Origin of the sequence: Paenibacillus andongensis (assembly GCF_025369935.1) — a bacterium.
GTDB classification, from domain to species: Bacteria; Bacillota; Bacilli; order Paenibacillales; family NBRC-103111; genus Paenibacillus_E; species Paenibacillus_E andongensis.
Genome location: NZ_CP104467.1, coordinates 4226881 through 4248872, shown reverse-complemented (window position 1 = coordinate 4248872; position 21992 = coordinate 4226881). Strand labels below are relative to the sequence as shown.

The 21992-nt window shown below is 45.5% G+C and carries 20 protein-coding genes; 15 read left to right on the top strand and 5 right to left on the bottom strand.

Going from position 1 to position 21992, the window contains the following annotated elements:
• Positions 1 to 125: 125 nt before the first annotated feature.
• From hrpB to NYR53_RS19160, 4 genes are read left to right on the top strand one after another with little or no spacing between them, the layout of a single operon-like run.
• A complete protein-coding gene (hrpB, locus tag NYR53_RS19175; protein WP_261300838.1) occupies positions 126 to 2609 on the top strand; it encodes an ATP-dependent helicase HrpB in 2484 nt (827 codons plus the stop codon).
• A 33-nt stretch (positions 2610 to 2642) separates the two neighbouring features.
• A complete protein-coding gene (locus NYR53_RS19170; protein WP_261300837.1) occupies positions 2643 to 3362 on the top strand; it encodes an alpha/beta hydrolase family protein in 720 nt (239 codons plus the stop codon).
• Positions 3355 to 3618 carry a hypothetical protein gene (locus NYR53_RS19165; protein ID WP_367618548.1) on the top strand — a complete coding sequence of 88 codons (264 nt, stop codon included), beginning with the start codon at positions 3355 to 3357 and terminating at the stop codon, positions 3616 to 3618. The genes NYR53_RS19170 and NYR53_RS19165 overlap by 8 nt, the downstream gene beginning before the upstream one ends.
• A 44-nt stretch (positions 3619 to 3662) precedes the next feature.
• Complete coding sequence (locus NYR53_RS19160; RefSeq protein ID WP_261300836.1) at positions 3663 to 4313, top strand: class I SAM-dependent methyltransferase; 651 nt, start codon at positions 3663 to 3665, stop codon at positions 4311 to 4313.
• A gap of 89 nt (positions 4314 to 4402) precedes the next feature.
• On the opposite strand, the gene NYR53_RS19155 is transcribed toward NYR53_RS19160, so the two are convergent.
• Positions 4403 to 5440 carry a stalk domain-containing protein gene (locus NYR53_RS19155; RefSeq protein ID WP_261300835.1) on the bottom strand — a complete coding sequence of 346 codons (1038 nt, stop codon included), beginning with the start codon at positions 5438 to 5440 and terminating at the stop codon, positions 4403 to 4405.
• 194 nt (positions 5441 to 5634) lie between these two features.
• Between NYR53_RS19155 and NYR53_RS19150 the strand changes: the two genes are divergently transcribed.
• Together NYR53_RS19150 and NYR53_RS19145 are read left to right on the top strand one after the other, a co-directional pair.
• Positions 5635 to 6762 carry a low temperature requirement protein A gene (locus tag NYR53_RS19150; RefSeq protein WP_261300834.1) on the top strand — a complete coding sequence of 376 codons (1128 nt, stop codon included), beginning with the start codon at positions 5635 to 5637 and terminating at the stop codon, positions 6760 to 6762.
• 109 nt (positions 6763 to 6871) lie between these two features.
• Positions 6872 to 7798 carry a collagen-like protein gene (locus tag NYR53_RS19145; RefSeq protein WP_261300833.1) on the top strand — a complete coding sequence of 309 codons (927 nt, stop codon included), beginning with the start codon at positions 6872 to 6874 and terminating at the stop codon, positions 7796 to 7798.
• Between the two features lie 126 nt (positions 7799 to 7924).
• Here NYR53_RS19145 and NYR53_RS19140 read toward each other — a convergent pair whose 3' ends face one another.
• Positions 7925 to 8353 carry a cupin domain-containing protein gene (locus tag NYR53_RS19140; RefSeq protein ID WP_261300832.1) on the bottom strand — a complete coding sequence of 143 codons (429 nt, stop codon included), beginning with the start codon at positions 8351 to 8353 and terminating at the stop codon, positions 7925 to 7927.
• A 103-nt stretch (positions 8354 to 8456) separates the two neighbouring features.
• Positions 8457 to 9128 (bottom strand): SIMPL domain-containing protein, encoded by a 672-nt coding sequence (locus NYR53_RS19135; protein ID WP_261300831.1) that lies wholly within the window; start codon positions 9126 to 9128, stop codon positions 8457 to 8459.
• Positions 9129 to 9349: 221 nt separating this feature from the next.
• Between NYR53_RS19135 and NYR53_RS19130 the strand changes: the two genes are divergently transcribed.
• A complete protein-coding gene (locus tag NYR53_RS19130; protein ID WP_367618547.1) occupies positions 9350 to 10408 on the top strand; it encodes a sulfite oxidase in 1059 nt (352 codons plus the stop codon).
• 283 nt (positions 10409 to 10691) lie between these two features.
• Here NYR53_RS19130 and NYR53_RS19125 read toward each other — a convergent pair whose 3' ends face one another.
• Entirely contained in the window at positions 10692 to 11612 is a 921-nt protein-coding gene (locus tag NYR53_RS19125) for an IS3 family transposase (protein WP_261306233.1), read from the bottom strand.
• A gap of 11 nt (positions 11613 to 11623) precedes the next feature.
• Entirely contained in the window at positions 11624 to 11944 is a 321-nt protein-coding gene (locus NYR53_RS19120; RefSeq protein ID WP_261300830.1) for a helix-turn-helix domain-containing protein, read from the bottom strand.
• A gap of 304 nt (positions 11945 to 12248) precedes the next feature.
• Here NYR53_RS19120 and NYR53_RS19115 point away from each other — a divergent pair, with 304 nt between their 5' ends.
• The 8 genes from NYR53_RS19115 to NYR53_RS19080 all read left to right on the top strand — a co-directional run bounded on the left by NYR53_RS19115 (position 12249) and on the right by NYR53_RS19080 (position 21932).
• Complete coding sequence (locus tag NYR53_RS19115; RefSeq protein ID WP_261300829.1) at positions 12249 to 13343, top strand: GntR family transcriptional regulator; 1095 nt, start codon at positions 12249 to 12251, stop codon at positions 13341 to 13343.
• A gap of 269 nt (positions 13344 to 13612) precedes the next feature.
• Positions 13613 to 14614, top strand: coding sequence for an aldose 1-epimerase (locus NYR53_RS19110; protein WP_261300828.1), 1002 nt, complete (start codon positions 13613 to 13615; stop codon positions 14612 to 14614).
• 53 nt (positions 14615 to 14667) lie between these two features.
• A complete protein-coding gene (locus NYR53_RS19105) occupies positions 14668 to 14916 on the top strand; it encodes a hypothetical protein (protein ID WP_261300827.1) in 249 nt (82 codons plus the stop codon).
• Between the two features lie 428 nt (positions 14917 to 15344).
• On the top strand, positions 15345 to 16943 hold the full coding sequence (locus tag NYR53_RS19100) for a response regulator transcription factor (RefSeq protein WP_261300826.1): 1599 nt from the start codon (positions 15345 to 15347) through the stop codon (positions 16941 to 16943).
• A gap of 519 nt (positions 16944 to 17462) precedes the next feature.
• A complete protein-coding gene (locus NYR53_RS19095) occupies positions 17463 to 18434 on the top strand; it encodes an ABC transporter permease (RefSeq protein WP_437180055.1) in 972 nt (323 codons plus the stop codon).
• Between the two features lie 24 nt (positions 18435 to 18458).
• Positions 18459 to 19379, top strand: a complete 921-nt coding sequence (locus NYR53_RS19090; protein ID WP_261300825.1) for a carbohydrate ABC transporter permease — start codon at positions 18459 to 18461, stop codon at positions 19377 to 19379.
• A 113-nt stretch (positions 19380 to 19492) separates the two neighbouring features.
• Positions 19493 to 21025 (top strand): type 2 periplasmic-binding domain-containing protein, encoded by a 1533-nt coding sequence (locus NYR53_RS19085; RefSeq protein ID WP_261300824.1) that lies wholly within the window; start codon positions 19493 to 19495, stop codon positions 21023 to 21025.
• Positions 21026 to 21095: 70 nt separating this feature from the next.
• On the top strand, positions 21096 to 21932 hold the full coding sequence (locus NYR53_RS19080) for a Gfo/Idh/MocA family oxidoreductase (protein WP_261300823.1): 837 nt from the start codon (positions 21096 to 21098) through the stop codon (positions 21930 to 21932).
• Positions 21933 to 21992: the final 60 nt, after the last annotated feature.

Sequence of the window (21992 nt, the reverse complement as noted above, 5' to 3'; positions counted from 1 at the left end):
GGTTTTGCAAGAGGAAATCCGAACAATAATCGACATTATAAAATTTACCTCATTAATGATTAATGTCATTAATTAATTTTGGAGCAAGCGATAATAAGACTGACAGAAGCCTCGGAGTGAAACTAATGAACTCGTTACCGATTGAAACCGTTCTTCCTCAATTGAAAGAAGCTTTACGAACAAATCCATGCGCCATATTGGTCGCTCAGCCTGGTGCGGGCAAAACAACGCAAGTTCCGCTTGCCATTCTGCAAGAATCTTGGCTGCAAAATCAAAAGGTACTCATGCTTGAGCCGAGAAGACTGGCAGCTCGTGCTGCTGCTCGCTATATGTCGAAGCTTCGTGGCGAAGAAGTTGGGCAGACCATTGGTTATCGAGTGAAAAATGATACGAAAGTTGGACCGAACACACGAATTGAAGTGATAACGGAAGGTGTTCTGACGCGCATGCTTCAAACAGATCCGGCCCTGGAAGGGGTGGGGGCTGTTATTTTTGATGAATTTCATGAGCGCAGCTTACAGGCAGATTTGGGGTTGGCACTTAGCAGGCAATCACAAACCTTGCTTCGTGAGGATCTGCGAATTCTTATTATGTCGGCTACAATTGAGGCCAACACGGTTTCCGCCATGCTCGATCATGCGCCGATTATTCAAAGTGAAGGACGAACTTATCCGGTTGCAACGCATTACCTGGCTGCGAAAATTACGAGCAAATTAGAACAAGCTGTAGTAACAAGCATCCAGCGCGCCTTGCAAATGAATGAAGGCAGCATGCTCGTTTTTCTCCCGGGAGCAGCTGAAATTCATCGAGTTGCTAACAGCCTTACTGCGCTTAAATTGGGAAAAGAGATAGAGATCGCACCCCTGTATGGTAATCTCTCCCAAGAGGCGCAGGATCAGGCGCTGGCAGTATGTTCGCCAGGGCACCGGAAGATTGTGCTGGCCACTTCGATTGCCGAGACAAGCTTGACCGTCGAAGGCATCACGGTCGTTATCGACAGCGGGCTCATGCGTGTGCCCCGCTTTTCGCCACGCACTGGCATGACACGTCTGACGACGGTGCCAGTGTCTGTCGCCTCTGCGGATCAGCGCAGAGGCCGTGCCGGTCGGCTCGGTCCAGGCGTGTGTTACCGCCTGTGGACCGAGACTGAGCAGCGGCAGCTCCCGCTAAGCAGCACGCCAGAGATCCGCGAAGCGGATCTGGCGCCGCTTGCGCTGGAGCTGGCCGCCTGGGGTGTGCCAGACCCAGCTTCGCTGGTCTGGCTGGACCCGCCGCCTGCTGCTGCGTATCAGCAGGCGCGGGAACTGCTCGTGCAGCTGGGCGCGCTGCACGAGGACGGGAGCCCCAGCGCGCACGGCAAACGCCTAGCGTCGCTGGGGCTGCACCCGCGGCTTGCGCACATGGTGCTGCAAGCCATTCCGCTTGAGCTCGGCGCGCTGGCGTGCGAGCTCGCCGTCATGCTGAGCGAGCGCGATTTCATGCGCGCCGCCGAGGGGAGGGATGCGGATATTCGCACCCGAATCGAAGTGCTCTGGCGCGCTGCGCAGGGCGAGCAGCGTGCAGACGTTGACTTTGGCTTATGCCGCCGCATCGCGGCGGAAGCCAAAGTGCTCATGCAGCAGCTCGGCATCCGTCCGAGCAGCAATAGGTCATCTGCGAGCGGATTGCTGCTCGCATTCGCTTATCCCGACCGCGTCGCGCAGCGGCGGTCTACTGGTCGGTTCCTGCTCAGCAGCGGGCGCGGCGCTGTGCTGCCCGAGCTGCAGCCGCTCTCCAACGAGCGTTATCTCGTCGCCGCTGAGCTGGATGATAGCGGAGCGGAGAGTCGAATTTATTTGGCTGCCCCGATTCAGGAGGAGGAGCTATTAGAAGCCTTTGAGGACCGCTTGCTCAAAGAGCAAGAAGTGCTATGGGAACAGGCAACAGGTTCCGTTAAGGCAAGACAGCGTCTTCGGTTAGGTGCCATTGTCCTCAAAGAAAACCCCTTGCAGGATCCAAACCCAGATTTGGTGCTGCAAGCTTTGATTTCCGGTATTCAAAGTGAATTTTTGGAGCTGCTTCCTTGGACTCGGAGTGCGAGGCAACTGCAACAGCGAGTTATGTTTTTGCATCGATTTGATGTAGAATGGCCAGATATGGGAGAAGCCAATTTGCTTGCTACTTTAGAGGACTGGATAGGGCCCCATCTTTACGGTTTAAAAAGCAAAGGGGCATTAGCACGTCTTAACTTGACAAGCATATTAGAAGAAATGCTAACATGGGAGCAGCGTCGATGGTTAGAAGAATGGGCGCCTACACACATTCAGGTACCCAGTGGTTCCCGTATCCCCGTTGATTATAGCGTCAGTGAGCCGACTTTATCTGTTCGTTTGCAAGAAATGTTTGGTTTGGCCGATACCCCGCGGATCGCAAAGGGGAGGGTGCCGGTTACCTTACACTTATTATCGCCAGCTCAGCGTCCTGTTCAGGTGACGAAGGACTTGGCGAGCTTCTGGCGGGATGCTTATTTCGAAGTCAAAAAAGATCTCAAAGGCCGATACCCCAAGCATCACTGGCCGGATGATCCGATGGCGGCGATGCCAACAAATCGAGCTAAACCGCGTTCCTAACCTAATTTGCACGAGAAGGGAACTGAGCAAGCCATGACAATCCACTCCGAACCGGAGGAATTCGTCATTTATGTATCTGCTGGTTTTGCAACAGCGCCAAATTTCCTAGATGCTTTCGCCGCGGCACTGGAAGCACGTTTTGAACAAGCTGGTTCATCTGTCCAAGTCGTTATCCACTATCCATATGGTGATTGGACACGCCGAAAGCAAGTGCAGCTTCGAGAAATTACCAGTGATCTATGGAACAATGCACATCGGAAAAGGTCTCATTATGGCGGCAAAAGCTTGTTGAAGTTGATCACCGACAAGCTCGTCCCTAGACAGAAGTTGTTACTAATCGGACATAGTGCAGGAGCTGTGGCTTCTATTCTAGCGGCAGATGCCCTTCAGAAAGAGGGGGTTTCCATTCATGGCGTGGTCCAAATCGGATCGCCGAAATGTGCAATTCCTCCATCGTTAAGTAGTCGTGTTCTTTATCTGGATGCTGCTAATCAATTGGATAAGTTCAATGATCCCGTACCAAGACTGGGCACATGGGGGGGCTGGATGAGAACGCGCTTGGGACTGCGCCGCTGGAATCGCATGAAACATGCTCCTATTCATCGACATACGTTACCGTTAATAGGTGGACATGCCGATTATTTCAGAGATCACAATCCCTATATATGGAATGAAACAACGAACATGCAAACCACGATGAACACGATTTGGACTTGGTTACAACGAATAGAAAAGGATGATGAACATGATTGAAATTCTAAAAGCGAGCATGGAACACAGCAAAGAAGAAGGCTACCTCGGGCAAGTGCAATTCAAGGTGAAAGGCCATGAGCATCCGTATGAAATCACCCTACAAAGCAATCGAGGTAAAGATGACTGGAGCTACGCGCTTAACTTTTTACAGGAATCAGGAAAAGAAGAGGATATTGAAGCTGTTGAAGATTTGCTAGAAGATGACGAATGGTTTGATTTGCTCGTGGACGCAGCTCAAAAAACCATTGTGAAGTAAGACATTTAGCTGCATAACGATCGTTTCGATAGGAGAAAACGCCGATGGATCCTGGGGTAAAAGCAACGCTCAAGTTGAGCTATGATCAACATGCCCGATCAAGGGATGGGGTTTCAGTTCAGTCGTGGAAAGTAGAGGAGATGGATCGTTTTTTGGCTTGGCTGCAGTCAGTTGACAAGGGTAGTGGGCAACGGATTTTAGATCTTGGAAGCGGTCCTGGCCATCAAGCGATTTATTTGAAAAATCATGGATGCGAAGTCACATGCGTTGATTTATCCGATGAGATGGTGAACATTTGCCGGGAAAAAGGACTTGAAGCCTTCGTTATGGATTTCTACTCCTTGGATTTGGAGTCAGAGTCGTTTGACGCTATTTGGACGATGAATGCTCTGCTTCATGTACCTAAGGATAGCTTCCTGCAAGTTCTGTCCAATATGGAGCGAGTGCTGAAGCCAGATGGTATCTTGTACTTGGGCCTTTATGGCGGATTCGAAAGCGAAGGGATTTGGGAGAATGACACGTATAGACCTCAGCGGTTTTTCGCCTTCTATGAAGATAAGCATATTCAGAGAAAAATAAGTGAAGTATTCGACATTGAATACTTTTCAGTTCTACCGATGGAGGGCACGCAGGTCGATTACCAATCGATCTTTGCCAAGAAAAAGAAATCGAACCTTTTCTCAGGACCGAAGTAGTACAAACGCCGAAATGAATTCATGAAAAAGGTAAGCCTAATTAGCTCTGAACTAGCTGAACTAATTAGGCTTATTTTCGTCTTCTACATTTAGAATAATCTCCTGGCCGTAACAAAACGCTTTTTCCATTTTTCATCGAAATCTGTGATGTGAACGCCGAGCTCTTTCGAATAAGTTTGAAGGATTTTCCCATCACCCGCATAGATGCCTACGTGGCCGATATCGAGCCCCCGAGCGCTGAAGAACAGCAGATCGCCTTTGCGTATTTGGTCGATTCCGATTTCTTTCCCTTTCTGGGCTTGGTCGTAGGAGACACGCGGAAGATCGATGGACAGGACTTGTTTAAAAACATATCGGACAAATGATGAGCAATCGAACGTATTGGTTTGGCCGGAAGCGGCACCGAATTCGTAAGGTGTTCCCAAGAATTTGGATCCGAAAGCGATCAACTCATCGGCTTGCTTTTCGGCTACAGCCGGACTTGCGTAATCGGTATACATCGGTGCAGCCGAGATGAAACCAATTGAATTGTCTTTGGTCTGCACCTCCAACCAATTTGCGTCGATTTCTCGGATCACGTGGATTCTCTCGTTTTTCGGAAGAATTCGGAGCACTTGGGTATCCGTATTTTTTGCTGGAGAGTCACGCAGGTTGACGCCGTATTCGATCGTGGTTTCATAGTCATGAGCGGATGAAATGGTAATTGAACGGGAATATTCATGCCATTTCACAAGATTGCCTAATGCTTCGCTAATAAATCGTACTGGAACCATGGTAAACCCGTCGATAATTTTGCCTGACACGGGCATATCCAGCTTTTCTTGGTTTTTATAAGCGACTGTTTCTCCGATTCGGTATGTAAGGACGACGTTATCTTTAATGGCAGTAACCGTTCGTGTGCTTTCATCCCAAGAAACTTTTGCACCCTCAGCTTCAAAAATGGGACGCATCGGAACGAGGCTATAGCCGTTTTCGATCACGGGAGGAGTCTGAAAGGTCAGCGGATGCCCGTCGAGAAGTACAGAAGGTGGCAGATTCACTTCAGCATGTGCCGACGCTGCACGGAGCATCATCATGGTTAGCAGTGTAAATTTGGCCCCGTAAAGGAAACCGGTTCTAATCTTCATGTTGTTTATACACCCTTACTAAGTTTTCTTTTGATAAAATATAGACGCAGCTGCAAGCGTGTTTGTTGCTTTCCAATTTGTGGGTATTTATCACTCGAAAAGTAACACCAGAAAATCTTATTAATTTAATAAGTCGATATGCTAAAATGTGGATAGCATTTTATTAATCACATCTAAACTTAAGGAGCATAAGGATGAATCAACACACATCGGAATCTCAACAAAACTCTGCTTTTGCTGAGAAGAAAGTGACCTGGCTGGAACTTTTCTATGATCTGCTTTTTGTAGCGGCAGTTTCGAAGGCTAGTCATGTTTTATTAAATGTCGAAAATGGATCCATTCCAGTTGAATACTTAGCCAAATTCGTTCTCATCTTTGTTCCGATCTGGTGGGCTTGGGTGGGGCAATCCCTCTTTGTGAACCGGTTTGGACGAGATATCTTATCTCACCGAATATTTCTGATTCTACAATTATTTTTTGTACTCATCATGACGGCCAGTCTATCGGTTAATTTTGACCAATACTATGTTCCATTCTTAATAGGCTATATTGGTTTAAGAGCGATGACAGCCATCCAATATCTTTCGGTACATAAAAAAGAAGAATCACATAGAAAGACTGCTGCCCGATATTTAGGGAGTCGCTTTTGGATTGGATTAGTAATATCTGCTTGCTCACTTTTCTTCGACTCATGGTTTCGTTATGCCGTTTTGTATGCGGGAATTATTGTAGATATCTTGCTCCCGTTAATAGGTCGACACTATTTGGTAAAAAGCCCTATAAATACGCATCATCTTTTAGAACGGTTCTCGTTGTTTACACTCATTCTTTTAGGTGAATCCGTAATCAGTATACTTGCAGTCTTGCAGTCTAGTGACTGGACGTGGCCATCTATTTTATTTGCATCAATGACTTTTTTATTAATTATTGCTATGTGGTGGCAATATTTTGACAACGTTGAAAAGAAAGTGAATAAGACATTAGAAACTGCCGGACAAACCATCATATATGGCCATTTATTCATTTATTTATCCATGTGTATGATTGCAGCGTCGATCCAATTGTTATTTTTGAAACAATTAAATTATTCTTTTATGCTAAGTTTTATTTTTGGATCTGTACTGCTTTACTTTTTCTCAACCACGTTGGTTTTCCATAAATATCGACACGCACATCTAAGACTAGGTATCTATCATTTCGTGTTATTAGTAGGGTTACTTGGGATTTTTTTCACGGTGGATTTGTTTTTGCTTTTGCCAAATTACATGATTATTGGAGAAGTGATGCTGTTTTTTGGTGTATATGCGAAATTAACGACTTGATCTTTTAGGTGAATGAACCAAGACAATCATCGTGCCATGTCATATTGCCATCCTCATATAATGTGGGTAGTTTGTTATAGCTAGAAGGATATGAGGAAGGATGATGGCATTGGCTAGAAGACGAACGTTATCAAGCGTAGATAATGATATACAAGCTTTGAAGAGAGATGTTAGGAAGCTTGAACAGCCAATAACATCAGACAGATTAGCAAGTAGGGCGGTAACAAGAAGGGAGCTTTCTCCAAGATCTGTTATTGGATCCAAGATAGCTAGGAGGGCCATCACATTAGACAAACTTGCTCCCAGCGTCGTTAATAATATCACATCAAACGTTGTGCAATTGATCAGTACTGGTGCATTAAGCGCAGCAACAGCTGCTAGTCAAGCAAATGACGCTGTCGGACCCCAGGGACCGGTGGGGCTCCAAGGGCCGGCGGGAGTTCAAGGACCGACAGGTCCACAAGGTCCGGTAGGACTTCAGGGTTTACAAGGTCCACAAGGAGAAGAAGGTCCCGCGGGACCGGCTGGAGCAACAGGAGCGACAGGACCAACAGGTGATCAAGGAATCCAAGGCATACAAGGTCTCGAGGGTCCGACGGGGATGACGGGTCCTTCTGGAATTGTCGATGTTCGATTCGCAGGAAGCAATGTACCGGTTCCATTTATCATTATCCAAGGATCGGGAGACGCTACGTCAGAGTTAATTCTACCGCCAATTACATTGCTAGCTAATCAGGTAGTCAAATTAGATGCATTTGCGAATATTAATTTTATCGTCGTTCAAAATTATTCGGTGGATAGCTCCATTTCCAGAAATCAAGGGGACACTGTTACATCGGATAATGCTGCAATGATCCAAAATCAGGATCAGCCCTTTTTTCCGCAAGCAGCTGTTACGACTTCTCTAACTTGGGTGGATAATCCAGGTCCAGGAACCTATAATTATTCGTTTACAATTATAGGTTCAGCTAACGGTATAACTGATGCTTCAATAAATAGCAGGGGATTAACCGCCATGGTTATTACCGTAACATAGTAGGGTGGTTAATAACATTTATTTGAAAAAAATGGAAATAAGGCTGGACACAAGTCGTGTTCAACCTTATTTTTAGTATATGGAATACGTTAAATTTATTTATTGCTGATTGCTGCCTTCATGTCGCTATTCTGCTAATAATTGTTTCTTCTGCCACACGGCTTCGAGTTCCGGAAGAAGGAGGACACTCTCCTGTTCATTAGGATCCGTACGGGCAATCAGAGCTGTGCAGGACTCCGTATCACTGGGATTATAGGGGAGATGTGGCATCCCTGGTGGAATGTAAAGAAAGTCTCCCGCATCTAATTCCATATGCTGCTCAAGGTTCTCACCATACCACATGGCGGATTTTCCTTGCAGCATATAAATGGCTGTCTCATGATCTTGATGCAGGTGAGCCTTCGCTCTTTTTCCTGGTGGAATAGTTAATAAATGCATACAGATCCCTTGAGCATCAACGCTTTCCTTGGAGATGGCTTCGGCGTAATCAAGCCCTTGTTTTCCATGATAAGTTCGAGATGAACGGATGAGTCGACAAGTACGCTTTTTATCCACTTCGTTAAGCACCTCCTTAAGATTCAAAATATAGAAAATCGTTATAAGTTTGAAGATGAGGAATTGAATCTAGTTGAGAGGTTGTGGAATCTATAAGAGTCATTTATCGGTCAGCGTATAGATACCACACGCGCACATTGGCATATATCGTTAATTGTCCTGGTTGGATTGGGGAGACGGTACTTTTGGAAAGCATGGCGGTTGCATAGGGGATAGGTTCGGCGGTTCCTTTAATTTCTTGGATTTGACACGGGACTGTGAAAAGGGTAACTCCTAGTGAATTAGCGATGGTCACAGCCTTTTGACGGGCGTTTCGAATGGCAAGCGATAATGCCTGATTCTCGTAAATTTCTGGCGTTGAAGTCGTAAACTTAATGTCGGTGATGTTATTGGCGCCACTGGAAACGGCGGTGTCAACGATAATTCCTGTTAGTTCCACTTTATCGTTGGTGATTTGTAAGAGATGGGTCACTTTATAGCCTCGAAAAATTTGCTTCCCTTCTTGATAATCGTACTGCATTTCAATTCCAAAATCGTATGTTTGTATCTTTTCCCTAGGGATGTTTAGTTTTAATAAGGACTGAATGATAGTGGTTACGATTCTAGCGTTTTCGGCTTGGACAGCAGGTAAGACAGGTCCTTCGGTTATGGCTCCCAGCACTAATAACGCCCTGTCGGGAGTTGCATACGTGGTTCCCATACCTATTACTTCTATGGTAGGTGGGCATTTTTGATGAGGAAAAGAGACCGATTTATTAACTGGATAATTGCACATAGTAGGACTCCTTTCAAGTGAAGGTCATAATCTAATGTATGGAAATATGCGAACAATAATTCTTGTTGAAGTAAGCAATACCGCAGGTGTGAGAAAGGAACTGCAAGATCATAATATCGCAACATCACAACATATCTTCTGAAAAAGGTGGAAGTCGATAAAGGAGTCTCAATTCAACAAATGTACCATATCTTTTAGTAAGATCTTGTTCTTGCGAAAGGATGGTTACATTGTTGTATTCGCCTCATTTGATCACACGAAGAATCATGCCGGAAAATCAAGAATTTCCCATGCTGTCACTTTCCAGTCGAATTACACCCGAACATCTGTTTTATATACGAAACCATTTTCCATATCCCCATGTAGACATGCGCACTTGGGGACTTTCTATCGAGGGATGTGTAAACAAACCAAGGTATTTTCGATATCATGAGCTATTAAAAATGCCTCAAGTTACACTACCTGTAACGCTTGAGTGTGTTGGAGATAAGAGGTCGTTTTTTCAACCGAAAACTCGCGGTGAGCAATGGGGACTAGGGGCAATTAGTCATGCGGTTTGGACAGGGGTTCGTCTTCAAGATTTATTGCTTGCAGCGGACGTTCAAAGGCATGCACATGAAGTGACTTTCGAGGGTATGGATAAGGGCGTTCGAACGGATATGCCAGGCGTTTTTTCCTATAAAAGAAGTTTATCTCTCGAACACTCTTTGCATCCTGATACGATTGTAGCCCTTTACATGAATGGAAAACCCTTGCCCTACCGGCACGGTTATCCAGCTAGATTAATTGTTCCAGGATGGTATGGAATGGCGTCGGTCAAATGGCTTCACCGTATCGTCGTTATAGAGGAAAACTTTCAAGGGCCTTACCAAGTCGTAGATTATGTCTATGATCGAAAACCATTAACGCCATCCTCTCCCGAGCCGGTTTCAACCATTCGTCTCAATTCGACCATTGCGGAGCCAACAGACCAAGAGGTATTGGCTAAAGGGGAGAATTGGGTATGGGGGACAGCCATATCTGGCAGAGATCCAGTTGATCTGGTAGAGATAAGTACTGACAATGGAAATACCTGGCTGGCAGCATCTTGGATGGATCAATATGAAGCTTATTCTTGGAGGCGTTGGTGCTGGAAGTGGAGGGTAACTGAATCCGGGACCTACGACTTGAAAGTCAGAGCTAAAGATACAGCAGGTAACATGCAAAGTGAAATGGCAGATTGGAATGTAAAAGGTTACGGGTATAATGCGATTCAGCATATACGTGTTTATGTTAACTGATCTTTATTATTCGATTTAATATTGGCGGCGCATGTTTTGGGTTGGAGCGAACTTTAACAAGAAGAAGTGACTACGGTTGTGGTAAACCTGCAATTATACATGCTTTTTTTCTTTGAATAGCTTCTAATCGTAAATTCCTGCAATCGTGCAGGCTTTTACGATCTTTTTTTAATTTCAGGATGGAAAAGCAAAAAATTCCTGCATAATCGGCTAGGCCCCCTAAAACCGGAGTCTTGCCCACCAAAAATGATTCATGCGTAGAATACCGCGTTTTTTCAAGGTATTACATCGCTTTATGAAAGGCAGAAGTGTCATCCAGCGTCTTGACCCATGCTGAAAACATCTTCGGAGGTTTTCGGTTTAAACTACCATGCATCCTGCGATTATTGTAGAAGTCCATGTAACGATCGAGTGCATCATAAGCCTCTTCAAAGGTCATGAAGTCTCTTATGCCGAACAAGTGACGTTCAAGTAGACTGTGAAACGACTCAATGTAAGCATTCATATTCGGCGTCCTTGGCGGAATGCGTTCATGGACGACGTCTAGGCACTCGCACATATCTCCAAACAGTTTGCTTACGAATTGCGGGCCGTTATCTGTACGGATTACAGGCATCTCTTCTCCAGGGTTTAGCCGGCTCTGTATCGCATAACAAAGCGTCTGGACCGCATGCTTGGCCTCACATACCGGACCTCTGTACTGTTTAACGACGACACGGTCAAACACATCAATGATGCTGAGCATATAAAAGAATCGCTCCTGTCCAATGACGTATCCGTACTTGATATCCATTTGCCATAATTGGTTGGAGCCTGTTACTACTCGGTTCTTCGGCAGCCTGCGCGGATGTGTCTGTATGCGCTGGCGTGGCTTTTGAAGAATGCCTAACTCTTTGCATAAGCGATACGATTTCTTTTTGTCCAGCCTCACGTTATATTGGTCACGAATACATTGTGCAAGAAGCTTGTAGCCATAGACATGTTCTTCGCCCTCTATGAGCTCAAGCAGCCACGCGTTGATTTGTTCGTCACACACTTGTTCACCCGTAAACGTATGTGAGTATCCAGGCACAGGGCGCCCTCTCCGGCTTTCTTTGGAACATTCAGATAGCGGGGTGGTAGCTCTCTTCTTACGATCGTAATAGGTGGACTCTGAAAGGCCAAGGATACGCAGAACCAACGCTACTGGTTCACCCCGCTTAATAAATGGTTCTGCTACTTCGAATTTCTCGGATAAGCGGGGTCTTTCTTTTTTAGCAATTCGCGCAGGATCTCAAGCTCTAGCTCTTTCTCGCCAAGTACTTTAACGGCTTTTTCATAGCGTTGTTCTACATCTTGTAGACGCTGCAATTCTTGCAGATGCTCGTCAGCCACTGGGATTTCTTCCGGAGGAATAGAGTCACGGTGATCTCTGATCCACAAACGGATGGTTTCAGGATGGATGTCATACATGCGGGCTAATACCCCCACCTTAATACCAGCCAATGCTTCCTTAACAATTTTAAGCCGTGCTTCTTCTTTCAGCCTTTTCCCCATACTGAATCATCTCCTTGTCCCTAGTTTAAATTATTGGGTGGGAGGACTCCAGTTTAATTAGGGGGCCTAGGAGTAATAGCAGGCATTTCCTCTATTCAAACGATTTTAGTAAAATGTCTGCACTTTCGCAGTTATTTGGGCCTCGAATAATTGTTCTCCTCGACATTGGTGAAACCTTATGGGGATTCAACTGCAAAACCCTAAAGTCTCCTTGTACACCTCCAACCCCTCCTCCGACCGTATATGTACATACAAGTTGAGCAAATGATATAATACGGTCAGAATCAATAACCTGAGGTGAATTATGAAAGAAAAGCAAATGCCGAAATACTTACAGTTGAAACAAGAAATTCTATCGTGGCTGCATACCGGGAAGCTGAAACCGAATGACCAAATGCCATCGGAAAATGAAATAGCCGAGCAATTTCAGATGAGCCGTCAAACCGTCCGCCAGACATTCGGCGAGTTAGAGCAAGAAGGATGGCTGTATCGGATGCAAGGCAAAGGAACATTCGTTTCCACGCCCCAAACGCAAAAAAGTCGAGATGTGCAAACCATTGGCATTCTGACAACCTATATATCGGATTATATTTTTCCTCATATCGTAAGAGGAGCGGAGTCAGCCTTACGCGCGAGAGGATACAGACTGCTTTTGTCATCTACAGACAATGATAAGGAAAAAGAGAAGGAAAGCCTAAACATGATGATGAGTCACCCTTTAAGCGGCCTTATTATTGAACCGACCAAAAGCGCGGAAGGCAATCCGAATTTAAGCTATTACCTTTCCTTAGACTATCAACATATTCCGTATTTGATGATTAATGAGCGGTATCCGGAAATGAACTGCCCTTCTTTAGTCGTGGATGATGAAGAGGGCGGTTTCAAGGCGGCTCAGCATTTAATTGAACTTGGGCATCGCCGCATTGCGGGGTTCTTCAAGACCGATGATTTGCAAGGGGTTAATCGGCTAAAAGGGTTTATTCGTGCTCATCATCACTATGAAATACCGCTGCTGCCGGAATTCGTCATTCACTATTCGACGGAGGAGAAGAGACAGAAACCCTACGAAAGCGCACAAGCGATGCTAGGTCAGGCGGATGAGCGGCCAACGGCTTTCGTTTGCTACAATGATGAGATCGCTATTCATCTGCTTGAAGCTGTGCGTACAACTGGTCTGCAAGTGCCTCGGGATATCTCTCTAGTCGGTTTTGATGACTCATCGTTAGCAACCGCAACAGAGGTCAAGCTGACGACACTTTCACACCCCAAAACGGAGATGGGAACAGACGCAGCAGAGATATTGATCGATATGATACAGAATAAACGAGGAAATGGAAGTAATACGGGGAAAGTCTACAAGCCAGAATTAATCGTCAGAGAGTCAACCATCCGAATTTAACTGTCATAAAAATTCATCTAGTCAACTTGTACGTACAAGTGATATACTAAATTTAGAAACAACTGAAGTTTGAAGGAAGTGAAAACCGTTCATTCCTTTTTTGTAGGGGAACGGTTTTCTTATTCGTACCATACCGTAAGTCACATTTATCAGGGTATGTATTATTTTCATCCATTGACTTCCTTGATTCACATGCTTTAGAGTAAATTCATATCAGCCTGTCCCAAATTAAATGTGCAGCTAACAGCTATGTAGGAGGTTATCGCGAAATGACGACGCAAGCGTTTGAAGGAACATACCAAGGAGAGAAGGCCATTTGGTTACAAGCTGGCCGTTATGAAGCAGTTGTTTTACCAGAAATAGGCGCTAATTTAATTGCTTTTAGAGATACTGAAAAAGAATACCGTTTTTTGCGTGAGCCTGCAATAGAAGAGATGGAAGCTTTTAAAGCACGTCCAATCGTGCATGGGATTCCGGTCTTATTTCCACCTAATCGGTATGAAGACGGGAAGTTTCCTTGGCAAGGCAAAGTCTATGAATTTCCGATCAATGAGCCGAAAACGGGAAATCACCTCCACGGTTTTGTTCACAATATTCCATGGGCTGTTGAGAAATTTAGTGCAGATGAAACAGAGAGTCGTGTTACCTTAGCTTTACGCGTTAGAGAAGGGCATTCGGTTTATAAGTATTTACCGCATGAATTCACGATACGCTTGACTTACACATTAAATGCATATGGTTTGCATCAGCATGTATCCGTACATAACGAAGGCAAAGAGGCTATGCCTTGCTTGTTAGCGTATCACACGACAATCAATGCGCCTTTTGCGCCGAACAGTCAGGCTTCTGATTATGGGTTCAAAATGACGATCGGCAACCGCTGGGAAATGAGTGAAAGAATGCTGCCAACGGGTGAGTATCAGCCATTGTCAGCGGACGAAGAGAAGATGAAAGTAGGCGGGCTATCACCGTTCTTTGAATCCATGGATAATCATTACACAACCTCGCCGCAAAATGGCCGCAACTATATGGAGTTGACAGATTCCCGCGCAGGTATCAAACTGGTGTATGATGTAGGAACTTCCTACAAACAGTGGATGATCTGGAATAATGGCGCTTCTGAAGGTTTTTTCTGCCCAGAGCCGCAAATGAATCTGGTGAATGCACCAAACGTAGATCTCCCAGCTGATCAAATTGGACTTGTTTCCTTGGAGCCAGGCGAAATTTGGGAAGAAACAGGACGTCTTTATACGATTGAATTGAACAAATAAAACGAGAGATTTTGATCTCCGACCAAAGATTCCTATATAAGTCCCTTTGACGCATGGAGAGAATCCGACGTGATAATCTGCAAGTGGCGAAGGGGTATTTTTATCTGGAAGGAAAGGGTGGGATACCGTTGGAAAATAAAGAAGGTTCAGAAAAGGAACAGCTTCTAGAGCAGATCAAGAAATTAACATTAGAAAACGAGAGATTGAAACAAGAAATCGCGAAATTACGTGGAGTTAAGCGTCCAGCTTCTGGCTCCATGGATAGTATGTCTACGAAATTGAAAGAAGCGTTGAGAGAGTAATTATCAAGCTTGTCTGGGATCACTAAAATAAGAAGAAGTCTCTTGGTGAGGGTTTAATCGCCAGGAGATTTTTTTCATATTACTGGTTTGACCAGATTGAGTGAGATTGTGATAGATGCATAATTATTCGGTAAATGACATTTTTGGTGTTGTGTTTTCTTGTTAGAGGTATGGGGAAGCGGATAAACAAGCAGAGTTTAATACCTATTCGTTTTAGGCGTAACCCCTTATTTCAACTTTTACATATGCAAGGTAGGCAAAGGCCGGTTATTTTTTCATGTCAAAATACCAGAGAAAGTAACCACTGTCCCCTATCAAGTCAGTCATAGTTATGATAATTTCTATACCAAACACACAATGGCAGGAAAATGCCGTGCCATGAGCGAAGGGGTTCTGAACACATCTTATCCATCAAGGAGATTCCGTCTATGAATTTATTAATTGTGGAAGATGAAGTCCGCCTCAGAAACGCACTAGCCAACAACATTCTCTGGGACAAGCACGGAATAGAGGTCGTCGGGCAGGCTGGAAACGGACTGGAAGCGCTGCGGCTGATTGACCGCAAAAAGCCTGAGATTATCTTACTGGACCTGCAGATGCCGGAGATGGACGGGCTTACTTTAGCCCGACAACTTCGCCAAACCGACCCTTTGTTGAAAATCATTGTTCTCAGTGGACATGACGATTTCGCATACGCACAAGAGGCACTTGGGCTTGGCGTTATGAAATATTTGTTAAAACCGGCAGGGGACGAGGAGATATTGGAGACGGTGCTCGAAGCGGCCGATCGGGTGAAAAGTGAGCTTGAGCAGCGACATACCGAGGATGAGCTAAAGCAAAAATGGAAACAGCATCTTCCACAGTTGATCAATGAATTTTTCCAGGGGTGGCTGAACGGAAAGTACGAACCTTGGGAAATTGAACAAAAAAGCAAGGATCTTCATTTGGATTTACAAAAAGATGCCGAATATGCTGTTGCCGTAGTCGATATGGATCCGTTATCGGAGGTTGAAACCCGATTCAGCAAGAAAGATATTTCGCTGCTCCAATTTTCACTGAGCAGTATCGTGAAGGAAACATTGCTGACCACTCCATGTTGGGTATCTACCGATTATGCGGGCTGCACGGTCGTCGTGTTTCAGATTGATGGAAATGAAGAGCCCGGAGTAGCCCTCCAGAAAATCAATGCAGTGACCGAAAAGCTGCTTTTAACTGTGCGAAGCTGCCTTAGGCTAAGTGCAAGCGCGGGGATTAGCGGGATAACTGGCAGCCAAGAGGATATGAACAAGCTGTACGTACAGGCGGTTCGTGCGTTACAGAATCGGATCGTACTGGGCTATGATCTGGCAATCCCGTACCGGGAAGAGCAGGGGAGAGAGCCGGAACTGTTGTTTCAACCAAACCTGGAGAAAGCGCTAGAGATCGCACTCGAAACGGGGGATGGCGACAAAGCGATCGAGTCGTTAACTGCACTCTGGGACGGCGGCATGGCCAAAGCGGAAACGCTTGAAGACATGCATGAGCACATCCTTTATTTTACAAGCCTCTTTACTTGCATGATCCAGAAACAGGGTTGGCCAGTACGAGAAGTGGCTGGTGAGGACTACTTTTATTTCCATAATCACATCGAACTTGCCGCAAAGGAACAAATTCTGTTTTGGCTGCAGCGGATGATAAAGGCGTATTTAAGCTATGCCAGCCAGAGGCGGAAATCGACAAGTCATGGGATGATCAAGACCATTTTAAGTCTCGTCGAAAATGAAATCGATCAGGAAATGACGCTGCATGCTGTCGCCGACCGGCTGTATGTGAACTCATCCTACCTTAGTCGACTCTTTAAACAAGAAACAGGTAAAGCCTTTTCCAACTATGTCCTTGAACGTAAAATGGAGCGAGCAAAGGCGATCCTGCAGGAGGGAGCACGGGTATACGACGCCGCAGCTGGTGTCGGGTATAGGGATGTGAGCTATTTTACAAGAGTATTCCGTAAATATTGGGGCGTGACGCCCGGGGAAGTTCGTCATTGAAATCCTTGCTATCGAAAGAAAATAAAGTGTTAGACTGGAAAATAAAGACAACGGGTCAATAATATTTTCACATGATGTACTGGAAGAAGTGCCGGTCGAAGCAATCAAGAACTATCAACCTTATTGGGCGCTAAGAGCCCATTTGTTCAAGCGGATGTAGAGGTTCGAAGAGGCCCGTGCCGCATACAGCCGCTCCATCGGACTGTGCATGGATCCTTCCATTCGCGCGTTTCTGGAGAAGCAAGCTGGAGAATGTTAATTGTCAGGTCTGTCGTCATGGATGTTCGTATCCAGAGGCAGACCTTTTTTTGGTGTTGTTCACAAAATCCGTTCTGCTATTTTCGTTGGACACTTACAAGCCGTTTGGCAGCCTTCTCCGTTCATCTGGGAAGGATTTTTTTGTTTTCCAGAAACGAGAAGTTATGAAAGTACCAAAACAAGTAATATTCCTCTAATTCGCAAAAAAACGGCGGGTGATAAACTAAATCTAAGAAAGAAAGGTAAGAAGGAGGAGACACCTTGCGAGATACGACCACTACGACGGAAACTGTGATATCTACAAAAAAGAATGGTAAGAAGAGCTATAGACGACAATTGTGGCTCGATATCAGGAAAGATTGGGATTTGTATCTCGCACTCATTCCCGGTATCGCATTTCTGCTGCTGTTTAAGTACACGCCGATGTATGGAATTATCATTGCTTTCAAGGATTTCAATATTTTCGATGGTATGGCGGCAAGTCCATGGGTTGGGTGGAAGCATTTCGATAAATTGATTTCATCCGCCAGTTTTTTGCAGGTGTTCCAGAACACCTTGATGATTTCTGTTTATAAAATCGTATTTCTCTTTCCGCTCCCGATTGTGGTCGCCATTTTGCTTAACGAATTAAAAAACATGGCGTTCAAAAAAAGCGTACAAACCGTCGTTTACTTGCCTCACTTCCTGTCTTGGGTTATCGTCAGCGGCTTGTTCATCGATCTGCTTTCCACGAATGGCGGTATCGTCAACAAAATAATCGTCGCCATGGGCGGCGAACCGATTCGCTTTTTCCTAGACAGCCATATTTTCCGCTCGGTTCTCATTAGTACGGCAGGATGGAAGGAGACTGGTTGGAACACGATCATTTACTTGGCGGCTTTGGCTGGTATCGATCCTGGGTTGTATGAAGCGGCCAAAATCGATGGCGCCAATAAATGGAAGCAAATTGTACATATTACGCTGCCCGGTCTTGTTCCAATCATTCTGCTCATGTTCATCCTACGACTCGGCTATGTGCTCGAGGCTGGAACTGAACAAATTCTCGTTATGTACAACCCAAGCGTATACAACGTCGCAGACGTTATTGGCACCTATGTGTATCGCATTGGTCTCGGTGAACAGGATTACAGCTTTTCAACTGCCGTCGGTGTATTTGAATCCGTGGTAGCGTTTATTTTGATCTTATCGGGTAACGGGCTGGCCCGAAAGTTTTTCGGACGAGGTATTTGGTAAACGGGGAATAAAGGAGGATCAGCTATGCATACAAAAAGCACCTTACAAACACCTGGCGTTAGAAGGACAGGAGCCATCCAAGCATCCCTCGGTGAGAAAATTTTCACGTTCGTCAATCATATTTTCTTTATCCTGCTGGGACTTTCCACCATCTTTCCGTTCATCAATCTCATTGCCAAATCGCTTAGCAGCGAGGCTGCGGTCGTTTCGGGGATGGTAACGTTGTTCCCGATCGATTTTCAAATAGGGACTTACAAGTATGTGGCGAGCAATTCCTTATTCCTGAATGCGTTTATGGTTTCCATTACGGTGACACTGGTTGGTTCGCTGCTCGCGTTATTCATGACAACGTTAGCTGCATATCCGCTTTCCAAGCCAAGGCTGCGGGGACGCAAGTTTTTTATCATCATGTACCTGTTTACAATGTTGTTTAGCGGTGGATTGATCCCGACTTACCTGCTTATGCACAAGCTCAATCTTATCGATAAACTGCCAGTGTTGTTCCTGCCATTCATGATTAACGTATACAACATGCTCATTGTCAAAAGCTATTTCGAAAGCCTGCCTGACAGCCTTGAAGAATCGGCGAAAATGGACGGGGCCAGCAATATGACGATCCTTGTACGAATCATCTTGCCGCTGTCAATGCCAGTACTGGCGACTATCGCATTATTTTACGCGGTTACTTTCTGGAACGATTACTTTACGTCACTTATTTATATCAACTCGGTAGAAATGAAGCCGCTGCAGCTTTATTTGAAGGAATTGTTCGTCACTTCGACGGATGCTTTCATGCGGACCAATGTTGACGCATCGCTGAACGTTTCACCACAGTCGATCCAAGCGGCTTCCATTATTCTGGCGACTCTGCCGATCATTTTCATTTATCCGTTCCTGCAAAAATATTTCGTGAAGGGGGTTCTGGTCGGCTCCGTAAAAGGCTGATTCGCATAAACAAAACTCGAAGGGTGGTGGTGGGCAGGCTCAAAGATGGTTCCATGAAATGTTGTTTTACGCACTTCTCCATACTCAATGTACGAAAAAAGGGAGGCTCTTTCATGGTAAAAAAATTATTAGCTTTGATGTCCATCACAACTTTGGCAGCATCCATCACCGCTTGTGGCGGAAACAGCCAAACGGCAAGCAGTACCACAACACCGTCTGCGTCCACAGCTCCAATCGCAACTGCAGATACGAATAAGCCGAAGCCAGAATTCAAGGCACTGCTGCAGTATGCTCGTTTTGATCCTAATGCCGAAGTCGTAGCGAAGTTCCTGAATGAAAAAACCGGCTATAAAGTTACCTACGATATGCTGCCGGTCGAGAATCCAGATGACAAGCTCAACCTGCTCATGGCCAACAAGGAGAAATATAGCTTCATGCTGCTCAGCGGTCCACAGTATTCCAGGCTATCATCATCCGGTGCGCTGGAGCCGATTGATGAGCTAGTGAACAAATACGGCACGAACATGAAAAACGTAATTTCTCAAAACTCCTGGAATGGGGCAAAGCTGAACGGTAAAATTTACGGTATTCCGCAGACCGGTTCGGGTACGATCGTTAACACGGCACTAATCGTTCGTCAGGATTGGATGGATGAGCTTGGATTGAAGGCTCCGACAACACGCGATGAGCTGTATAACGTGATGAAGACGATCAAAGAGAAAAAGAATGTTATGGCGTTATCTGGCGGTAAATCCCCGCTCGTTCCTGAAATCATGCCGACATTCGGCCTTACGCTGGTTCAGTCGACAGCAACGACCGGCTGGCAGGATGTTAGCGGCAAACTGGTCAATGTGGTAGAAAACCCTAACATGAAAAAATACTTAGCGTTTATGAAAAAGCTTTATTCGGAGAAATTGATTGATCAGGAATGGTCTCTCAATCAGGCGAACAAAGTCATCGAGAACTTCACGAGCGGCAAAACGGCTATCATCTCGAACGGCTACTTCAACGCGCCTACCGTACAAAATGCACTTCTGAAAAACACGCCAAACGCTAAAATCGCAAGCCTGCCTTATCTGAAAGGCGATGATGGCAAAGTACAGGTTATGGGCTCCGCAGGTATCAGCTATTACGTGGGAATTCCGAAATGGGCCGAAAATAAGGAAGAGATTATCAAATACCTTGATTTGAAGCTCGATAAAGATATACACAAAGAAGCGACGATCGGTAAAGAAGGCGTTCACCACAAGGTGGAAAACGGCAACTACTTCCCGATTCTACCGATTTTCAATGACCAGTATAACAACGCTTCTTCGTTCCTCACAGGCGTGGATGAGAAAAACTATCCGATCTACTGGCAGGCGCGTGTTCGTAAAGATCCAATCCTGACCGATGCATTTAACAAAAATCAGGAAGCTGCCAAAGGCAATATCGTCATAGACCCACTTTCTTTTGCACCTCCGCTTGAAGCAATCGGTAAGTACAATTTAAAGCTGCAAAAGCTGATGGAAGATACCTTCCTGAAGTACATCACAGGAGCAGAGCAGCTAGAAAATTATGATAAGTTCTTGGCTCAGTGGAAAACGGATGGCGGAGACGAAATGACGAAAGCTGTCAACGAATGGTACGCAGCAAACAAGAAGTAATGTTAAAGCGCAATTTTCCCCTGCGGTTCGCGCCGTGGGGGTTTTATTTCTCTGATGGAGTGTGATAAGGATGTATAAGATCGGGTTTATTGATTATTTTCTGGACGAATGGCACGCTGAGAAATATCCTGGATGGATCGAAAAGGCATCGGGTGGCAGCATGAAGGTAGCATACGCATATGGCAAGTCAAATATCGTAGGAAAACTTAGCAATGCGGAATGGAGCGAGAAGAAGGGAATCCAGCTTCTAGACTCAATCGAGGCGGTAGTGGAGCAGAGTGACTACTTGGTTGTTTTGTCGCCGGATCATCCGGAGTACCATGAGGAATTGTCGTTGGTTCCACTTCGGTCGGGCAAGCCTACTTATATTGATAAAACGTTCGCGATTAGCCGGGCTGCGGCTTTGCGGATGTTCGAACTCGCTGAGAAACATGGGACACCCATGTACTCAACTTCGGCTTTACGCTTTGCTTCAGAGTACACTGGATTTGAAAAGCAGGGGATAGAGTCCATATGCAGTCTTGGAGCGGGACAATTTGAGAATTATTCGATCCACCAGGTGGAACCGATCGTCTCGTTGATGGGGACGGATGTCAAACGAGTAATGTGGACGGGAACGGTGAATACGCCAGCGGTACTGATCGGGTATGCGGACGGCCGCCAAGCAACGATAAACCTATATGGGTGGGAATGTCCGTTCAGCATGGCGATCAGTTATATAGCGGGGCCATCGAAGTTTCTTAAGATAGAGTCGGATTTCTTTGGGGCGTTTATTGAGAATCTGATCGGTTTTTTCCATACGGGTAAGCCCCCGGTTCCTCAGAAGGAAACGATTGCAATTGCAACGATTCTGGAATTTGGAATGAAGGCGGCGAAGTCGCCTTATCAGTGGTTGGAGCTGCCGTAAGTGGAGATATAGAAAAATTAACCCGAAATCTACACAAACTGCACAAACTGCCCAAAAAAA